This window comes from Pseudomonas sp. NPDC008258 (assembly GCF_042956345.1).
Lineage (GTDB): Bacteria > Pseudomonadota > Gammaproteobacteria > Pseudomonadales > Pseudomonadaceae > Aquipseudomonas.
Genome location: NZ_JBIBGE010000012.1, coordinates 77,082 through 89,361, shown reverse-complemented (window position 1 = coordinate 89,361; position 12,280 = coordinate 77,082). Strand labels below are relative to the sequence as shown.

Here is a 12,280-nt window from a genome sequence, read left to right as displayed (position 1 = left end):
GGTGGCTGGCACCGGCTGCGCCGGTGTTCGCGGGCGCGCCCGCTCCCACAAGGAAGTCGTCAGCCCGCCAGGACATGATCCATGCCCACACAGCGGCCCCTTCGGGACACAACGCCGCTGCTGCTCTATACTGCCGCTCTTTTCATTCGCACCTGGATACCCGTTCGATGACCACCCTGCTGGCCCTGGATACCGCCACCGAAGCCTGTTCCGTCGCGCTGCTGCATGACGGCAAGGTAACCAGCCATTACGAGGTGATCCCACGTCAGCACGCGCAGAAGCTGCTGCCGATGATCAAACAGCTGCTGGCCGAGTCGGGCGTTGCCCTGAATCAACTGGATGCCATCGCCTTCGGCCGTGGCCCGGGCGCCTTCACCGGCGTGCGCATCGCCATCGGTGTGGTCCAGGGCCTGGCCTTTGCGCTGGAGCGCCCGGTATTGCCGGTGTCCAACCTGGCCGCGCTGGCCCAGGGTGCGCTGCGCGAGCAGGGCGTGCAGCAGGTGGCTGCCGCCATCGATGCGCGCATGGATGAAGTGTATTGGGGTTGCTACCAGGCCACGGCGGGCGAAATGCGCCTGGTCGGGCACGAGGCGGTGCTGCCGCCCGAGCAGGTGGCGCTGCCCGTTGGCAGCAGTGGCGAGTGGTTTGGCGCCGGTACCGGTTGGGGCTACGCCGAACGCCTGGCCGTGCAGGTGGCAGCCAGCAATGCCGGTGCCTTGCCTAACGCGCTGGACATCCTCAGCCTGGCCAGCTTTGCCTGGGGCCGTGGCGAGGCAATCGTCGCCGACCAGGCGCAACCGGTATACCTGCGCGATAATGTGGCTACGCCCAAGAAGCAGTGAATGCTGTTCGTCGGTTATTGCCGGTAACGCTTAAACCTTCTGTGCGATCTGTGGTCCAGTTATCACTTAAGCATTAGCGACGGAACCCTGATGCTGCTAAATTGCCATCATTGGTCCTGAGTGTTCATGCCATGCGTATCGACGGTTTCTCATCGCAGTCCTACCCGATCAAGCGCACACCGCGCAAGGCAGCGGTGCATGACGAGGCCATCGACGACGCCGAAGTGATCGAAGACAGCCATGCCGCACCCGTGGAAGCCACCGCCCGCCGTCGTAGCGGTGGCTTGCCGGCCCGCCAGCAGGACATGATCTTCCCCCGCGCCCGAGACCGCCGCACGGCTACCGCGCTGGCCAGCTACTTGAGCACTGCCGGTTTTACCGATTGGGACATGGAAGTGCTGGGGCTCGACCTGTACATTTGATGGATGAGTCCATCCCCACTGCCTTATTTCCTCGGTTGCCCGTCCTGGAGCGAAAACGCCTGGCGCGACTACCTGTACCCCGCTGACGCCAACAGCAATGCAATGCTGGGCCTCTACAGCCAGGTGTTCAACGCTGTCGAGGGCAACACCACCTTCTATGCACGCCCCGCCCCCGGCACCATCGCGCGATGGGCGCAGGTGATGCCCGGGCACTTCCGCTTTACTGCCAAGTTCCCCCGGGACATCAGCCACGAGGGCGATCTGCGTGACCAGCTTGAGGCTGCCTTCGATTTCTCCCGGCTGATGGCCCCGTTGGGCCAGCGGGTATCGCCATACTGGTTGCAGCTTCCGGCCCAGTTCGGCCCATCACGGTTAGGCGAGTTGTGCCATTTTCTTGATGAAGTCGGTGCGCCGGTGGCCGTGGAGGTTCGCAACCAGGCCTTTTTCGCCAAGGGTGAAGACGAGCGCCTGCTCAACCGCCTGTTGCACGAGCGCGGCGTGGAGCGCATCTGCCTTGACCCGCGTGCGCTGTTCAGTTGCACCTCACGCGACCCTGCCGTGTTGCACGCGCAGTCCAAGAAGCCCAAGGTGCCACCACGCCCCGCAGCCTTCAGCCAACACCCGCAGGTGCGCTTCATCGGCCACCCGGACCTGGAGGCCAATGAGGCCTTCCTCACCCCCTGGGTTGAAAAGGTTGCCGCCTGGATCGAAGAGGGCCGTAGCCCCTATATCTTCCTGCACACCTCGGACAACCGCCTGGCCGCAGCGCTGGCGCAACGTTTTCATCAACGGCTGATGGCACGTCTGCCGGGCCTGGCACCGCTGGCGGAATTGCCACGCGCGCCCGAGGTCGAACAACTGGGGCTACTCTGACCTTTCCCTGACTGCCGGAGGTTGAACCATGGATGTGCAAACCCTGCGAGCCGAAGCCTTCAAGGCATTGCACGAACGTAGTGGCGCGTTCGTCATCCCCAACCCGTGGGATGCGGGCTCCGCCAAGCTGCTGGCCAGCCTGGGTTTCGAGGCGCTGGCCACGACCAGTGCGGGCCTTGCCTTCAGCCTGGGCCGCCCGGATGCCGAAGGTGCCTTGACCCTGGAAGATACCCTGGACAATGCCGGGGAGATTGTCGATGCCACCGCCTTGCCGGTGGCTGCGGACCTTGAGAACGGCTTTGGTGACCTGCCCGAGGCGTGTGCCAATACCATTTTGCGTGCCGCTGAAGCAGGCCTGGTGGGGGGCTCCATCGAGGATGCCAGTGGCCGTAGTGAGTCGCCCATCTATGATTTGGGGCTGGCCGTGGAACGTGTGCGTGCCGCCGTGCAGGCTGCCCGTAGCCTGCCTTTTCCGTTCACCTTGTGCGCCCGGGCGGAAAACCTGTTGCACGGGCGCATGGACCTGGACGACACCATCAAGCGCTTGCTGGCCTACGCCGAAGCTGGCGCCGATGTGCTTTACGCCCCGGGCCTGCGCACCGTCGAGGAAGTGCGTGCGGTGGTGCAGGCGGTGGCACCGCGCCCGGTTAATGTGCTGATGGGCATGGCGGGTGTGCCGCTGAGCGTTAACCAGTTGCAGGACCTGGGCGTGCGCCGCATCAGCGTTGGCTCGTCGCTGGCCCGGGCCGCGTTGGGGGCCTTCCATCGGGCAGCGCTGGAAATTCGCGATGAGGGCACGTTCGGCTACGGTGAACAGGCCCTGCCGTTCGCCCAGCTCAACGACCTGTTCCGGCGCTGATGAGGCTTTTGCCGGCATTGCTGGCCTGCCTGCTGCTGTTGGCTGGCCTGGCCTGGCATTACGGCTGGCGCCTGCCCGGGGCATGGAACCCATGGGCGCCGCTGGATGTGCGGCAGCCGCCCAACCTGCTGAGCCCATACAAGCTTGCACGCCTGCGCGATGATCCGGCGCTGTGCCGCCAGGCGCTGGAAACCAGCCAGCTGCGTTTCCGGGCGCAAGCCGACAGCCCGGCCTCGGCCAACTGCCCGCTGCACAATACGTGGCGCATCGAGGGTGGCCAGGCGCGGCTCAACAGCAGTTTCCTGGCCAGTTGCCCGCTGGCGGTGGCCTACGCGTTGTTCGAGACCCATGGCTTGCAGCCGGTGGCGCAGCGGGTACTGGGGCAGCCGGTGACGCAGGTCGACCACTTGGGCAGCTTTGCCTGCCGCAATGTCTACCACCGCAAGCAGGGCCGCCTGAGCCAGCACGCCACGGCCAACGCGTTGGATATCAGCGGTTTTCGCCTGCAGGACGGCCAGCGCATCGTGTTGGCGCGTGACTGGCAGGCAGGTGGGCAGAAGGCGGAATTCCTGCGGCAAGTGCAGCAGGCGGCCTGCGAGAGCTTCAGCACGGTACTGGGGCCGGACTACAACGCTGCGCACCAAAACCACTTCCACCTCGACATGGGGCGTTGGCAGGTCTGCCGTTAGCCTCAGGCGTGAACGCGCACGTTGTTCAGCACTACCGGGCGAGCCCAGTGGATGTCGAATTCCAGGTCGTTCTGCTGTTTGGCCAGGGTGGTGGCGTCGAATGGCTCAGGTGCCGGGTCAAGCAGGCTGCTCTCCAGCTCGGCGATAGGCAGGAACAGCGAGCGAGGGGTAGGACCTGGGCCGGGTTCGGCAATCGGTTGACCCTGGCTCATCACCACCGGGCGCATCCAGCTGTTGCTGATGTCGAGCTGCCGCTGTTGCTCGATCAGTTCGAGGGCACTGAACGGCTCGGGGGCGGGGGGCAGCAGCTTGGCTTCAAGCTCGGCCTTGGGCAGGAACAATGGCTCGGGCGGTGCTACCACTTTATCCTGCACCGGGCAGGCGCGCTGGGCGTCGATCAGGGCCAGAGCACGGGCGCCGCCGATGGGTTCGCCGCTGTCCTGGTCGTACTGCACGAACGACTGGCTGACGCTGTCTACGGGCTCTTCCTGCTGCTCGGCCATGGCCCGGGCAAAGAAATCCTGCCACAGGTGGCTGACGCCCCCGAGTGCCTGGGTGTTGTGCTGACTGTAGTTGCCGACAGGCGACAAGTAGGTCAAGCCGATGGGAAGAGTATCTGACATGGCAGTCGCGCGCGTTGTGCTCTGGCAGAATAGCGGGATATTGCCTGTATCGGCCGTGATGGCCGATACCTTGAGGGCTGGGTTCAATTTCTAGGTGTGAAAGATGGAAGAGCAGGGCACAGGTATCCGGGTCGAGGCGCTGTCGGCGGAATTCGAGGCGCAGGCCGCTGCGTGGGCCGAGCGCCTGGCGCTGCCGTTGCAGGACGAAGCCGCCGGGTTTGCCGTGCAGGTGGGCGTTGATGGCTTGCAGATCCAGCAATTGGGCCCGCAGGCACCGGGACCGGTGCGGGTGGACTTCGTCGAAGGCCAGGCCGCGCACCGGCGCCAGTTTGGTGGTGGCAACGGCCAGATGATCGCCAAGGCCGTGGGCATCGCCCAAGGCGTGCGGCCGCAGGTGCTGGATGCCACAGCGGGGCTGGGCAAGGATGCGTTCGTATTGGCCAGCCTGGGCTGCCAGATGACCCTGATCGAACGCCAGCCGTTGATTGCCGCGCTGCTGGAGGATGGCCTGGCGCGCGCCCGGCTGGATGAAGAGGTGGGGCCGATTGTGGGGCGCATGCGCCTGCTGACAGGCAATGCCATCGAGCGCATGCGCGGCTGGGAAGGCGAGGCGCCGCAGGTTATCTACCTCGACCCGATGTTCCCGCACCGCGACAAGAGCGCGTTGGTGAAAAAGGAAATGCGCGTGTTCCGGCCTTTGGTGGGTGACGACCTGGACGCCCCGGCCCTGCTCGAAGCGGCCCTGGCGCTGGCCAGCCACCGGGTGGTAGTGAAGCGGCCGCGCAAGGCGCCGATTATTGACGGACCGAAGCCGAGCCATAGCCTGGAGGGCAAGTCGAGTCGGTATGACATATATCCTAAGAAGGCGCTGAAGGCCTAACCTTCACGCAGGCGTCTCAGGCGTTCTTGCAGATCATGGTCTACCAACTCTTCCGGAATAGAAGGGTCGATAGTTGAAGGGCTGCTAAGTATTTTTTCAGCGAGTTTACCGGTAGGACCTGCATGGACGGGAATGTCACCATGCAGTTCTTGCGTAAGCGGTGTCGTGTCAAAGTTGTAACGCCGGTTGTTGTCGACTGTCAAAGTGTTTAATGTCTTACGCTCCCGCTTAAGCACCTTCAATTCTGCAAATGCATTAGCCGTGGTATGAACTCCCTCGGTTTTGAACCCCAGGTCTAGTTTTTTCTCCGATCGGAGCTGGCGTTTTTCGATTGATTTTGAGAGCGCGTTATATTCGTTTCTGGACAGGTTAGGGGCAGCGTCTTTCAGGCGTGGTGCCAGCTTGCGGTATGAGTAGCCACCGGTAAGGCGTTTGAACAGACTTCTGAAAGATCTGCCGCTAGGGTCGATTCTGTTGATGGGGTCATTGCCGCAATAGGCATAGGCATTCAAGCCACCGCTTGCAAACGGCGAAAAGCTGTCCGGACTGTGAAAACGCATAATTTCTGTACTGAACAGGCGATGACCATTACCCAGTAGATAACCAACGACCGAGGGTAACCAACTCTGCCCTGTGAACCTTGCTATTGGCGGGCTGTCAGGTGGGCAAGTGTCTTCACCATAAGGTGTATAGGCAATGGTGGTCAGGTATTCCTCGTGGGTGAATACTGTCGAGTATTGTGCATCGCTGGCCAGAAATCGTTTTTGCGTGGCGTCGCTGGTCGCTTCGCACAAATTCTGGCCGCTGGCGCTGACCACTGTGTGGTGGGCATCGTTCGTATGTAATACCGAAAGCTTGTTGCCCTTGTAAAAGAGCTTGAGTGCTACCGATGGCATGGTGGTTAAGCTCATATCGAGGGATGGGATATGAGCTTGCCGGGAGAGTGGCCGGTTGTGTACTGGCAAAAATGTCAGGTCGGGGTTGGCTCACAAAGCACCCGAAAGACGTTTGTAGTCCATCGGTTACAAAGAGCCGCGTTTGCCTCAGGGTTTGAATGCCCGCAAGAACACCCCCACCACCTCGCGCACATGCGCCTCGGCCTCATCCCCCTCCAGCGGCCCTGCGCACCCCAGCAGCAAGCGGTAATCCGGCGCCCCCTTGACCAGGCAGAAAAAGTGCTCCGCCGCCCGCAGCGGGTTGTCGATGTGCAGCAGCCCGCGCTCGTGCGCCCCGCGCAGCAGCGCTTCCATCCCTGCCAGCACACGCTTGGGCCCGGCCTCGTAGAAGTACTCGCCAAAGCTCGGGTCCAGGCTACCCTGGGCCATGATCAGGCGGCTGAGCTTGACCGCTTCGTCACTGCTGATCAGCGCCTGGAAACCACGGGCAATGGTCAGCAGCACCTCTTCCACCGGTGCCCCTTCCGGGTACTCGAACAGCAGGTCAGGCAGCTGGATCTGGCAGGTGGCCATGACCGCCGAGCAGAACAGGGTCTGTTTGTCGGTGAAGTGGCTGTACACGGTAAGTTTTGAAACACCTGCCGCCGCAGCGACCGCATCCATGCTGGTGTTGGCGTAGCCAAGGCTGAGGAACAGCGCCTTGGCCGCTTCAAGAATAGCCTCGCGCTTGGCCAGGTCCTTTGGCCGGCCTGGGCCGATGGGTGCGTCGTTGGGCATTGTCGTCTGCATCTGGTTGAAGAACCCTCATCTTAACGGGTCAGGCGCCATCCGGCTAAAACCAGGTCACATTGGCTGCTGTCTGCTGGCGGACAGTTGACCGACAGTGATGTCGTCACTCAGGCATCAGACCTGTTGGCGATGATGTTCAAGTATCTGATTTATAACGATTATTTTTTTGGCATGAATCGTGTTGATACAGCTGCAAGGGTGCCTGAAGAGGGTGCCGAGCCTATCGAACAGGAGTCCCCATGCCACGTGAAATTCGTTTGAACGCCTTCGAGATGAACTGTGTCGGCCACCAGTCACCCGGCCTGTGGCGGCACCCCAAGGACCGCGCCTGGCAGTACAAGGACCTGGACTACTGGACCGACCTGGCCAGGCTGCTGGAGCGCGGCAAGTTCGACGGCATCTTCATCGCCGACGTGATCGGCATCTACGACGTGCTGGGCGGCAATGGCGACGCGGCCATCCGCCAGGCGGCGCAGGTGCCGGTGAACGATCCGCTGGCGCTGATCACACCCATGGCGCTGGTTACCGAGCACCTCGGTTTCGGCCTGACCGCCTCGCTCACCTTCGAGCACCCGTACCCGTTCGCCCGTCGGCTATCGACCCTGGACCACCTGACCAAGGGGCGCATCGGCTGGAACATCGTCACCTCCTACCTCGACAGCGGTGCGCGCAACCTGGGGCAGAAGGCGCTGAGCGACCACGATGCCCGTTACGACTACGCCGACGAGTACCTGGAGGTGCTGTACAAGCTGTTCGAAGGCAGTTGGGAAGACGGGGCGGTGGTGCGCGACCGCGAAACCGGGCTGTTCACCGACCCGCGCAAAGTCCATGAGATCCGCCACCAAGGCAAGCACTTCCAGGTCCCGGGTATTCACCTGTGCGAACCGTCGCCGCAGCGTACGCCGGTGTTGTACCAGGCGGGTGCATCCAGCCGTGGCAAGGACTTCGCCGCCGGGCATGCCGAATGCGTGTTCGTCGCCGCGCCGTCCAAGGTCATCCTGAAAAAGACCGTGGCCGACATTCGCCGCCGCGCCGCCGAAGCCGGGCGCGACCCGCGCAAGGTGCTGATCTTCAACATGCAGACGGTGATCGTCGACGAAACCGACGCCAAGGCCCAGGCCAAATGGCAGGAGCTGAAAAGCTACGCCAGCTACGAAGGCGCCCTTGCGCTGATTTCTGGCTGGACCGGCATCGACTTCAGCAAGTACCAGCCCGACCAGGTGCTGGAGCATATCCACACCAATGCCATCCAGTCGGCGGTAGAGGCGTTTTCCACCGCCGACCCGAACAAGCGCTGGACCGTGCAGGAGCTGGCCGACTGGGTCGGCATCGGCGGCTTTGGCCCGCTGATCGTCGGCAGTGCGCAAACCGTGGCGGACGAACTGCAAGCCTGGGTTGAAGAAACCGATGTCGACGGTTTCAACCTGACCTATGCCCTGGCCCACGAAACCTTCCGTGACGTGGTCGAGCTGTTGGTGCCCGAACTGCAGCAGCGCGGCGCCTACAAGACCGAGTACCGCCCAGGCACCCTGCGCGAAAAGCTGTTTGGCGACGGCCCACGGCTGCCGGCCAGCCACCCGGCTGCCGGTTACCGCGACCTCAGCCGCCAGCCCGCCCCGGCCAGCATTACCGAACCGGCCTGAGCCGCCAGGGAGCCACGCGATGAATGTGCATGAATTTACCCCGCCGCAGGCTGATGCCGTGGCTGACAGCCACCTGCAGGCCTTGCAGCGTTGGGCCAGGGAGCGGCCAACCCGGGTTGCCCTGCGCCATCGGCGCCTTGGCGTGTGGAAAGCCTGGCGCTGGATCGACGTACAACGGGAGGTCGAGCGCCTGGCCGATGGCTTGAGCCAGCAGGGTTTCGTGGCTGGCTCACGGCTTGCCTTGAGCGGCGCGTACGAGCCCAGCCTGGTGTTGCTTGCGCTGGCCGCACGGCGCTTGAATGGCCATGCCCTGCTGATCCCCGCCAACAGCCGTGGCGAAGACTTGCAACGCCAGCTGCGCCTGGCCTACCCGGGGTTCGCCTTTGTCCAGCGCCGCGAACAGGTGGCGCAATGGCTGCAAACGGGTTTGCACGGCCAATGGCCGCTGCGGTTGTTCACGCCGCAAGCCGACGCTGTGCTCACGGGCCAATGGCAGGTTCAGCCGCTGTCGGCGCTGCTTGTGGGTGCGGCACCCGCAGTGCAGCGTGCGGGGTGGGCGCAGGTTGCCCGGGACGAAGTGCTCTGGGTCGATGAAGGCAGCGAATGGCGCGAAGGCCTGACGCACATGCTTGATCGCTGGCTGGAGCGGGGCGAAGGCCTGGCGTTTCCGGAAACGGCCGAGTCGGCCAGCCGCGATCGCCGCGAAATTGCCCCGACGGCGCTGCTGCTGTCGGCCGAGCGGGTGCAGGTACTGGCCGACGAAATAGAGGCACGGCTGCCACCTGCCGGCAGTTGGCAACGGCGGCTGTGCGATTGGGTACAGCAAGACCCGCAGCGCGGCCTGCGCCGCTGGCTCAAAGCCCGTGTACGGCACTTGCTCGGCTTCCAGCGCCTGCAACGCATCGACGTGCCCAGCGCCCCGGCCACGTCAGGCACGGCGCGGCCAGCCTGGCTGCGTGATTACCTGGGGCGTGCGGCATGAGCGCTTTGCTGGAGGTGCGCAACGTGTCGCTGTCGTTCAAGGGCGTCAAGGCGATATCAGACCTGTCATTCAGCGTAAGACGCGGGGAGATCTGCGCCCTGATCGGGCCCAATGGCGCAGGCAAAAGCTCGCTGCTGAACATTCTCAACGGGGTCTACCGCGCCGATGCCGGCCAGCTGTTCTTCGCCGAACAACCACTGCGCCGCCCGCACCCGCTGACCGCGGCACGGCTAGGCATTGGCCGCACGTTCCAGAACAACGCGTTGTTCAAGAAGATGAGTGTGCTCGACAACCTGCTGACCGGGCTGTCGCGCTTTCAGCGCAGTTTCTTCCTGGAGCAGGCGCTGGGCTTGCCTCGCGCCCGCCGCGAGTCGCGGGCATTCGCCGAACGCGCCGAGCAGGTGCTGGAGTTTCTCGAACTACAGGCTTGGCGCGATGTGGCTGTCGGCAGCCTGCCTTACGGGCTGCAGAAACGCGTGGAGTTGGGGCGGGCATTGATAGCCCAGCCAACCCTGTTGCTGCTCGACGAACCGATGGCCGGGATGAATGCCGAGGAGAAGCAGGAAATGAGCCGCTTCATCGCCGATATCAACCGCGACCTGGGCACCACGGTGATCCTGATCGAGCACGACATACAGGTGGTAATGGGCCTGTCCAGCCATGTGGTGGTGCTGGACTACGGGCGCAAGGTGGGGGACGGCTCACCGGCCGACGTGCAGGCCAACCCTGATGTGATAGCCGCGTACCTGGGGGCAGCACACTGATGAACTTTTTCCTCGAAACCCTGATCGGCGGCCTGCTCGCCGGCACCATGTATTCGCTGGTGGCGATCGGCTTCGTGCTGATCTACAAGGCCAGCGGCGTGTTCAACTTCGCCCAGGGCGCCATGCTGCTTTTTGCCGCGCTGACCTTCGTCAGCCTGCACCAGCAGGGCCTGCCGTTTGCCGTGGCGCTGGCCATCACCGTGGTGGTGATGATCATCGGCGCACTGCTGATCGAACGGCTGGTGCTGCGGCCACTGGTCAACCGCTCGCAGATCACCTTGTTCATGGCCACGCTGGGCCTGTCGTTCATCATCGAAGGGCTCGCCCAGGGGCTGATGGGCGCACAGGTGCGTGCACTGGACCTGGGCATCGAGGATGTGCCGCTGTTTGTCGGCGACATCATGATCAGCCAGTTCGACCTGGTGGCCGCTGGCGTTTCGGCCGCACTGGTGGCGCTGCTGGCGCTGCTGTTCAACCGCACCCGCATTGGCCTGGCCTTGCGGGCAGTGGCCGACGATACCCGCGCCGCGTTGTCGCTGGGCATCAACCTTAACCGTATCTGGCAGGTGGTGTGGGCAGTGGCCGGCGTGGTCGGGCTGGTGGCCGGCCTGCTGTGGGGGGCACGCCAGGGGGTGCAGTTCTCGCTGTCGCTGGTGGTGCTCAAGGCTTTGCCGGTGTTGATCATCGGTGGCTTCACCTCGATTGGCGGGGCGATTGTCGGCGGCCTGATCGTGGGTGCGGCAGAGAACCTGGCCGAGGCCTACATCGGGCCTTTGATCGGCGGTGGCATCACCCCTTGGTTCGCCTATTTCCTGGCGCTGATCTTCCTCTACATCCGCCCCGCCGGCCTGTTCGGCGACCGGGCCATCGAACGGGTATGACCGCATGACCACGACTGCCGCGCGCCTCACAGCGCGCTTCGACGACGCACCGCTGACCTTGGTGGCCCGCCACCGCCCACTGGGTCTGGCATTGTTGCTGCTGGTGGCCTTTGTCGTGTTGCCCTGGCTGGGCAGCGATTACTGGCTGAACGCAATCCTGATCCCGTTCCTGGTGCTGTCGCTGGCCGGCCTTGGCTTGAACCTGCTGACCGGCTACACCGGGCAGACCTCGGTAGGGGCGGCGGGCTTCATGGCGGTGGGGGCGTTTGCCACCTATGGCCTGCTGCTGCGCGTGCCGGGGCTGCCGTTGCCGCTGGCGCTGCTGGGCGGTGGCCTGATCGCCGGGCTGGTGGGGCTGCTGTTCGGCCTGCCGAGTTCACGCATCAAGGGCTTCTACCTGATGGTCACCACCTTGGCCGCGCAGTTTTTTCTGGAATGGGTGTTTGCCAAGTTCCCATGGTTTTACAACTACGCCTCGTCCGGCACCATCAGCGCCCCGCGCCTGGAGCTGTTCGGCCATAGCCTGGCCACGCCGGTGGGGCGCTACCTGCTGACCCTCACCTGTGTGGTGGTGCTGACCTGGGTGGCGCTGAACCTGGTGCGCAGCCAGGTGGGCCGCAACTGGATGGCGATTCGCGACATGGATACCGCCGCTGCAGTGATTGGCATCCAGGTGGAGCGCTACAAGCGCCTGGCCTTTGCTGTCAGCGGGTTCTACCTGGGCATCGCCGGTGCGCTGTGGGCCTTTGCCTACCTGGGCACGGCCAGCGCCGGCAGCTTCGACATCAACCGTTCGTTCCAGATCCTGTTCATCATCATCATCGGCGGCATGGGCAGTATTGCCGGCAACTTCATTGGCGCGGCGTTCATCAGCCTTACGCCGATCCTGCTCAGCCATGCCGGGCAATGGCTGTTCAACGGCCATGTCGATGCCGGGCAATTGCAGAACCTGCAGAAGATCCTGTTTGGCAGCCTGATCATCTGGTTCCTGGTCAAGGAACCGGAGGGCCTGGTGCGCCTGCTGGGCAACCTGCGTGAGCGCATTCGCGTCTGGCCGCTGCGCTTCTGACGCCATACCAACACCTTCAGGCGCCTTGACCCGGCCACGGGAAAGGAGGTTTCAAACCCTTCACTTAA

Annotated in this window: 15 protein-coding genes; 12 read left to right on the top strand and 3 right to left on the bottom strand. The window is 63.7% G+C overall.

Features of this window, described 5'->3' with window-relative positions:
- Positions 1-167: 167 nt before the first annotated feature.
- The 5 genes from tsaB (at position 168) to ACFY9W_RS12130 (ending at position 3,685) form a co-directional block, all read left to right on the top strand.
- Positions 168-842, top strand: coding sequence for a tRNA (adenosine(37)-N6)-threonylcarbamoyltransferase complex dimerization subunit type 1 TsaB (tsaB, locus tag ACFY9W_RS12150; RefSeq protein WP_391130264.1), 675 nt, complete (start codon positions 168-170; stop codon positions 840-842).
- A 131-nt stretch (positions 843-973) separates the two neighbouring features.
- Entirely contained in the window at positions 974-1,264 is a 291-nt protein-coding gene (locus ACFY9W_RS12145) for a hypothetical protein (RefSeq protein WP_391130261.1), read from the top strand.
- A gap of 3 nt (positions 1,265-1,267) precedes the next feature.
- Entirely contained in the window at positions 1,268-2,137 is an 870-nt protein-coding gene (locus ACFY9W_RS12140) for a DUF72 domain-containing protein (RefSeq protein WP_391130258.1), read from the top strand.
- 28 nt (positions 2,138-2,165) lie between these two features.
- A complete protein-coding gene (locus ACFY9W_RS12135; RefSeq protein ID WP_391130255.1) occupies positions 2,166-2,996 on the top strand; it encodes an isocitrate lyase/phosphoenolpyruvate mutase family protein in 831 nt (276 codons plus the stop codon).
- A complete protein-coding gene (locus ACFY9W_RS12130; RefSeq protein WP_391130252.1) occupies positions 2,996-3,685 on the top strand; it encodes an extensin family protein in 690 nt (229 codons plus the stop codon). The genes ACFY9W_RS12135 and ACFY9W_RS12130 overlap by 1 nt, the downstream gene beginning before the upstream one ends.
- A gap of 2 nt (positions 3,686-3,687) precedes the next feature.
- On the opposite strand, the gene ACFY9W_RS12125 is transcribed toward ACFY9W_RS12130, so the two are convergent.
- Positions 3,688-4,308 (bottom strand): energy transducer TonB, encoded by a 621-nt coding sequence (locus tag ACFY9W_RS12125; protein ID WP_391130249.1) that lies wholly within the window; start codon positions 4,306-4,308, stop codon positions 3,688-3,690.
- A gap of 103 nt (positions 4,309-4,411) precedes the next feature.
- On the opposite strand from ACFY9W_RS12125, the gene ACFY9W_RS12120 reads away from it, so the two are divergent.
- Entirely contained in the window at positions 4,412-5,188 is a 777-nt protein-coding gene (locus ACFY9W_RS12120; protein ID WP_391130246.1) for a class I SAM-dependent methyltransferase, read from the top strand.
- Here the strand turns inward: ACFY9W_RS12120 and ACFY9W_RS12115 are convergent.
- Together ACFY9W_RS12115 and ACFY9W_RS12110 are read right to left on the bottom strand one after the other, a co-directional pair.
- Positions 5,185-6,084 (bottom strand): RHS repeat-associated core domain-containing protein, encoded by a 900-nt coding sequence (locus ACFY9W_RS12115; RefSeq protein WP_391130243.1) that lies wholly within the window; start codon positions 6,082-6,084, stop codon positions 5,185-5,187. The two genes, ACFY9W_RS12120 and ACFY9W_RS12115, sit on opposite strands and share 4 nt — an antisense overlap.
- A 147-nt stretch (positions 6,085-6,231) precedes the next feature.
- Entirely contained in the window at positions 6,232-6,873 is a 642-nt protein-coding gene (locus ACFY9W_RS12110; RefSeq protein WP_391130240.1) for a TetR/AcrR family transcriptional regulator C-terminal domain-containing protein, read from the bottom strand.
- Between the two features lie 84 nt (positions 6,874-6,957).
- Between ACFY9W_RS12110 and ACFY9W_RS12105 the strand changes: the two genes are divergently transcribed.
- The 6 genes from ACFY9W_RS12105 to ACFY9W_RS12080 are packed head-to-tail and all read left to right on the top strand — an operon-like array spanning position 6,958 to position 12,212.
- Positions 6,958-7,134, top strand: a complete 177-nt coding sequence (locus ACFY9W_RS12105; RefSeq protein WP_391130238.1) for a hypothetical protein — start codon at positions 6,958-6,960, stop codon at positions 7,132-7,134.
- On the top strand, positions 7,113-8,516 hold the full coding sequence (locus tag ACFY9W_RS12100; protein WP_391130235.1) for an NtaA/DmoA family FMN-dependent monooxygenase: 1,404 nt from the start codon (positions 7,113-7,115) through the stop codon (positions 8,514-8,516). The genes ACFY9W_RS12105 and ACFY9W_RS12100 overlap by 22 nt, the downstream gene beginning before the upstream one ends.
- 19 nt (positions 8,517-8,535) lie before the next feature.
- On the top strand, positions 8,536-9,498 hold the full coding sequence (locus ACFY9W_RS12095) for an AMP-binding protein (RefSeq protein WP_391130232.1): 963 nt from the start codon (positions 8,536-8,538) through the stop codon (positions 9,496-9,498).
- A complete protein-coding gene (locus tag ACFY9W_RS12090; RefSeq protein ID WP_391130229.1) occupies positions 9,495-10,262 on the top strand; it encodes an ATP-binding cassette domain-containing protein in 768 nt (255 codons plus the stop codon). Before ACFY9W_RS12095 ends, ACFY9W_RS12090 begins: the two co-directional genes overlap by 4 nt.
- Entirely contained in the window at positions 10,262-11,143 is an 882-nt protein-coding gene (locus ACFY9W_RS12085; protein WP_391130226.1) for a branched-chain amino acid ABC transporter permease, read from the top strand. Before ACFY9W_RS12090 ends, ACFY9W_RS12085 begins: the two co-directional genes overlap by 1 nt.
- A 4-nt stretch (positions 11,144-11,147) precedes the next feature.
- On the top strand, positions 11,148-12,212 hold the full coding sequence (locus tag ACFY9W_RS12080; protein ID WP_391130223.1) for a branched-chain amino acid ABC transporter permease: 1,065 nt from the start codon (positions 11,148-11,150) through the stop codon (positions 12,210-12,212).
- The last annotated feature ends 68 nt before the right edge of the window (positions 12,213-12,280 follow it).

Bases quoted from the DNA above. Each gene is read 5' to 3' on its own strand.
- tsaB (WP_391130264.1), top strand. From the start codon at position 168: ATGACCACCCTGCTGGCCCTGGATACCGCCACCGAAGCCTGTTCCGTC.
- ACFY9W_RS12145 (WP_391130261.1), top strand. From the start codon at position 974: ATGCGTATCGACGGTTTCTCATCGCAGTCCTACCCGATCAAGCGCACA.
- ACFY9W_RS12140 (WP_391130258.1), top strand. From the start codon at position 1,268: ATGAGTCCATCCCCACTGCCTTATTTCCTCGGTTGCCCGTCCTGGAGC.
- ACFY9W_RS12135 (WP_391130255.1), top strand. From the start codon at position 2,166: ATGGATGTGCAAACCCTGCGAGCCGAAGCCTTCAAGGCATTGCACGAA.
- ACFY9W_RS12130 (WP_391130252.1), top strand. From the start codon at position 2,996: ATGAGGCTTTTGCCGGCATTGCTGGCCTGCCTGCTGCTGTTGGCTGGC.
- ACFY9W_RS12125 (WP_391130249.1), bottom strand. From the start codon at position 4,308: ATGTCAGATACTCTTCCCATCGGCTTGACCTACTTGTCGCCTGTCGGC.
- ACFY9W_RS12120 (WP_391130246.1), top strand. From the start codon at position 4,412: ATGGAAGAGCAGGGCACAGGTATCCGGGTCGAGGCGCTGTCGGCGGAA.
- ACFY9W_RS12115 (WP_391130243.1), bottom strand. From the start codon at position 6,084: ATGCCATCGGTAGCACTCAAGCTCTTTTACAAGGGCAACAAGCTTTCG.
- ACFY9W_RS12110 (WP_391130240.1), bottom strand. From the start codon at position 6,873: ATGCAGACGACAATGCCCAACGACGCACCCATCGGCCCAGGCCGGCCA.
- ACFY9W_RS12100 (WP_391130235.1), top strand. From the start codon at position 7,113: ATGCCACGTGAAATTCGTTTGAACGCCTTCGAGATGAACTGTGTCGGC.
- ACFY9W_RS12095 (WP_391130232.1), top strand. From the start codon at position 8,536: ATGAATGTGCATGAATTTACCCCGCCGCAGGCTGATGCCGTGGCTGAC.
- ACFY9W_RS12090 (WP_391130229.1), top strand. From the start codon at position 9,495: ATGAGCGCTTTGCTGGAGGTGCGCAACGTGTCGCTGTCGTTCAAGGGC.
- ACFY9W_RS12085 (WP_391130226.1), top strand. From the start codon at position 10,262: ATGAACTTTTTCCTCGAAACCCTGATCGGCGGCCTGCTCGCCGGCACC.
- ACFY9W_RS12080 (WP_391130223.1), top strand. From the start codon at position 11,148: ATGACCACGACTGCCGCGCGCCTCACAGCGCGCTTCGACGACGCACCG.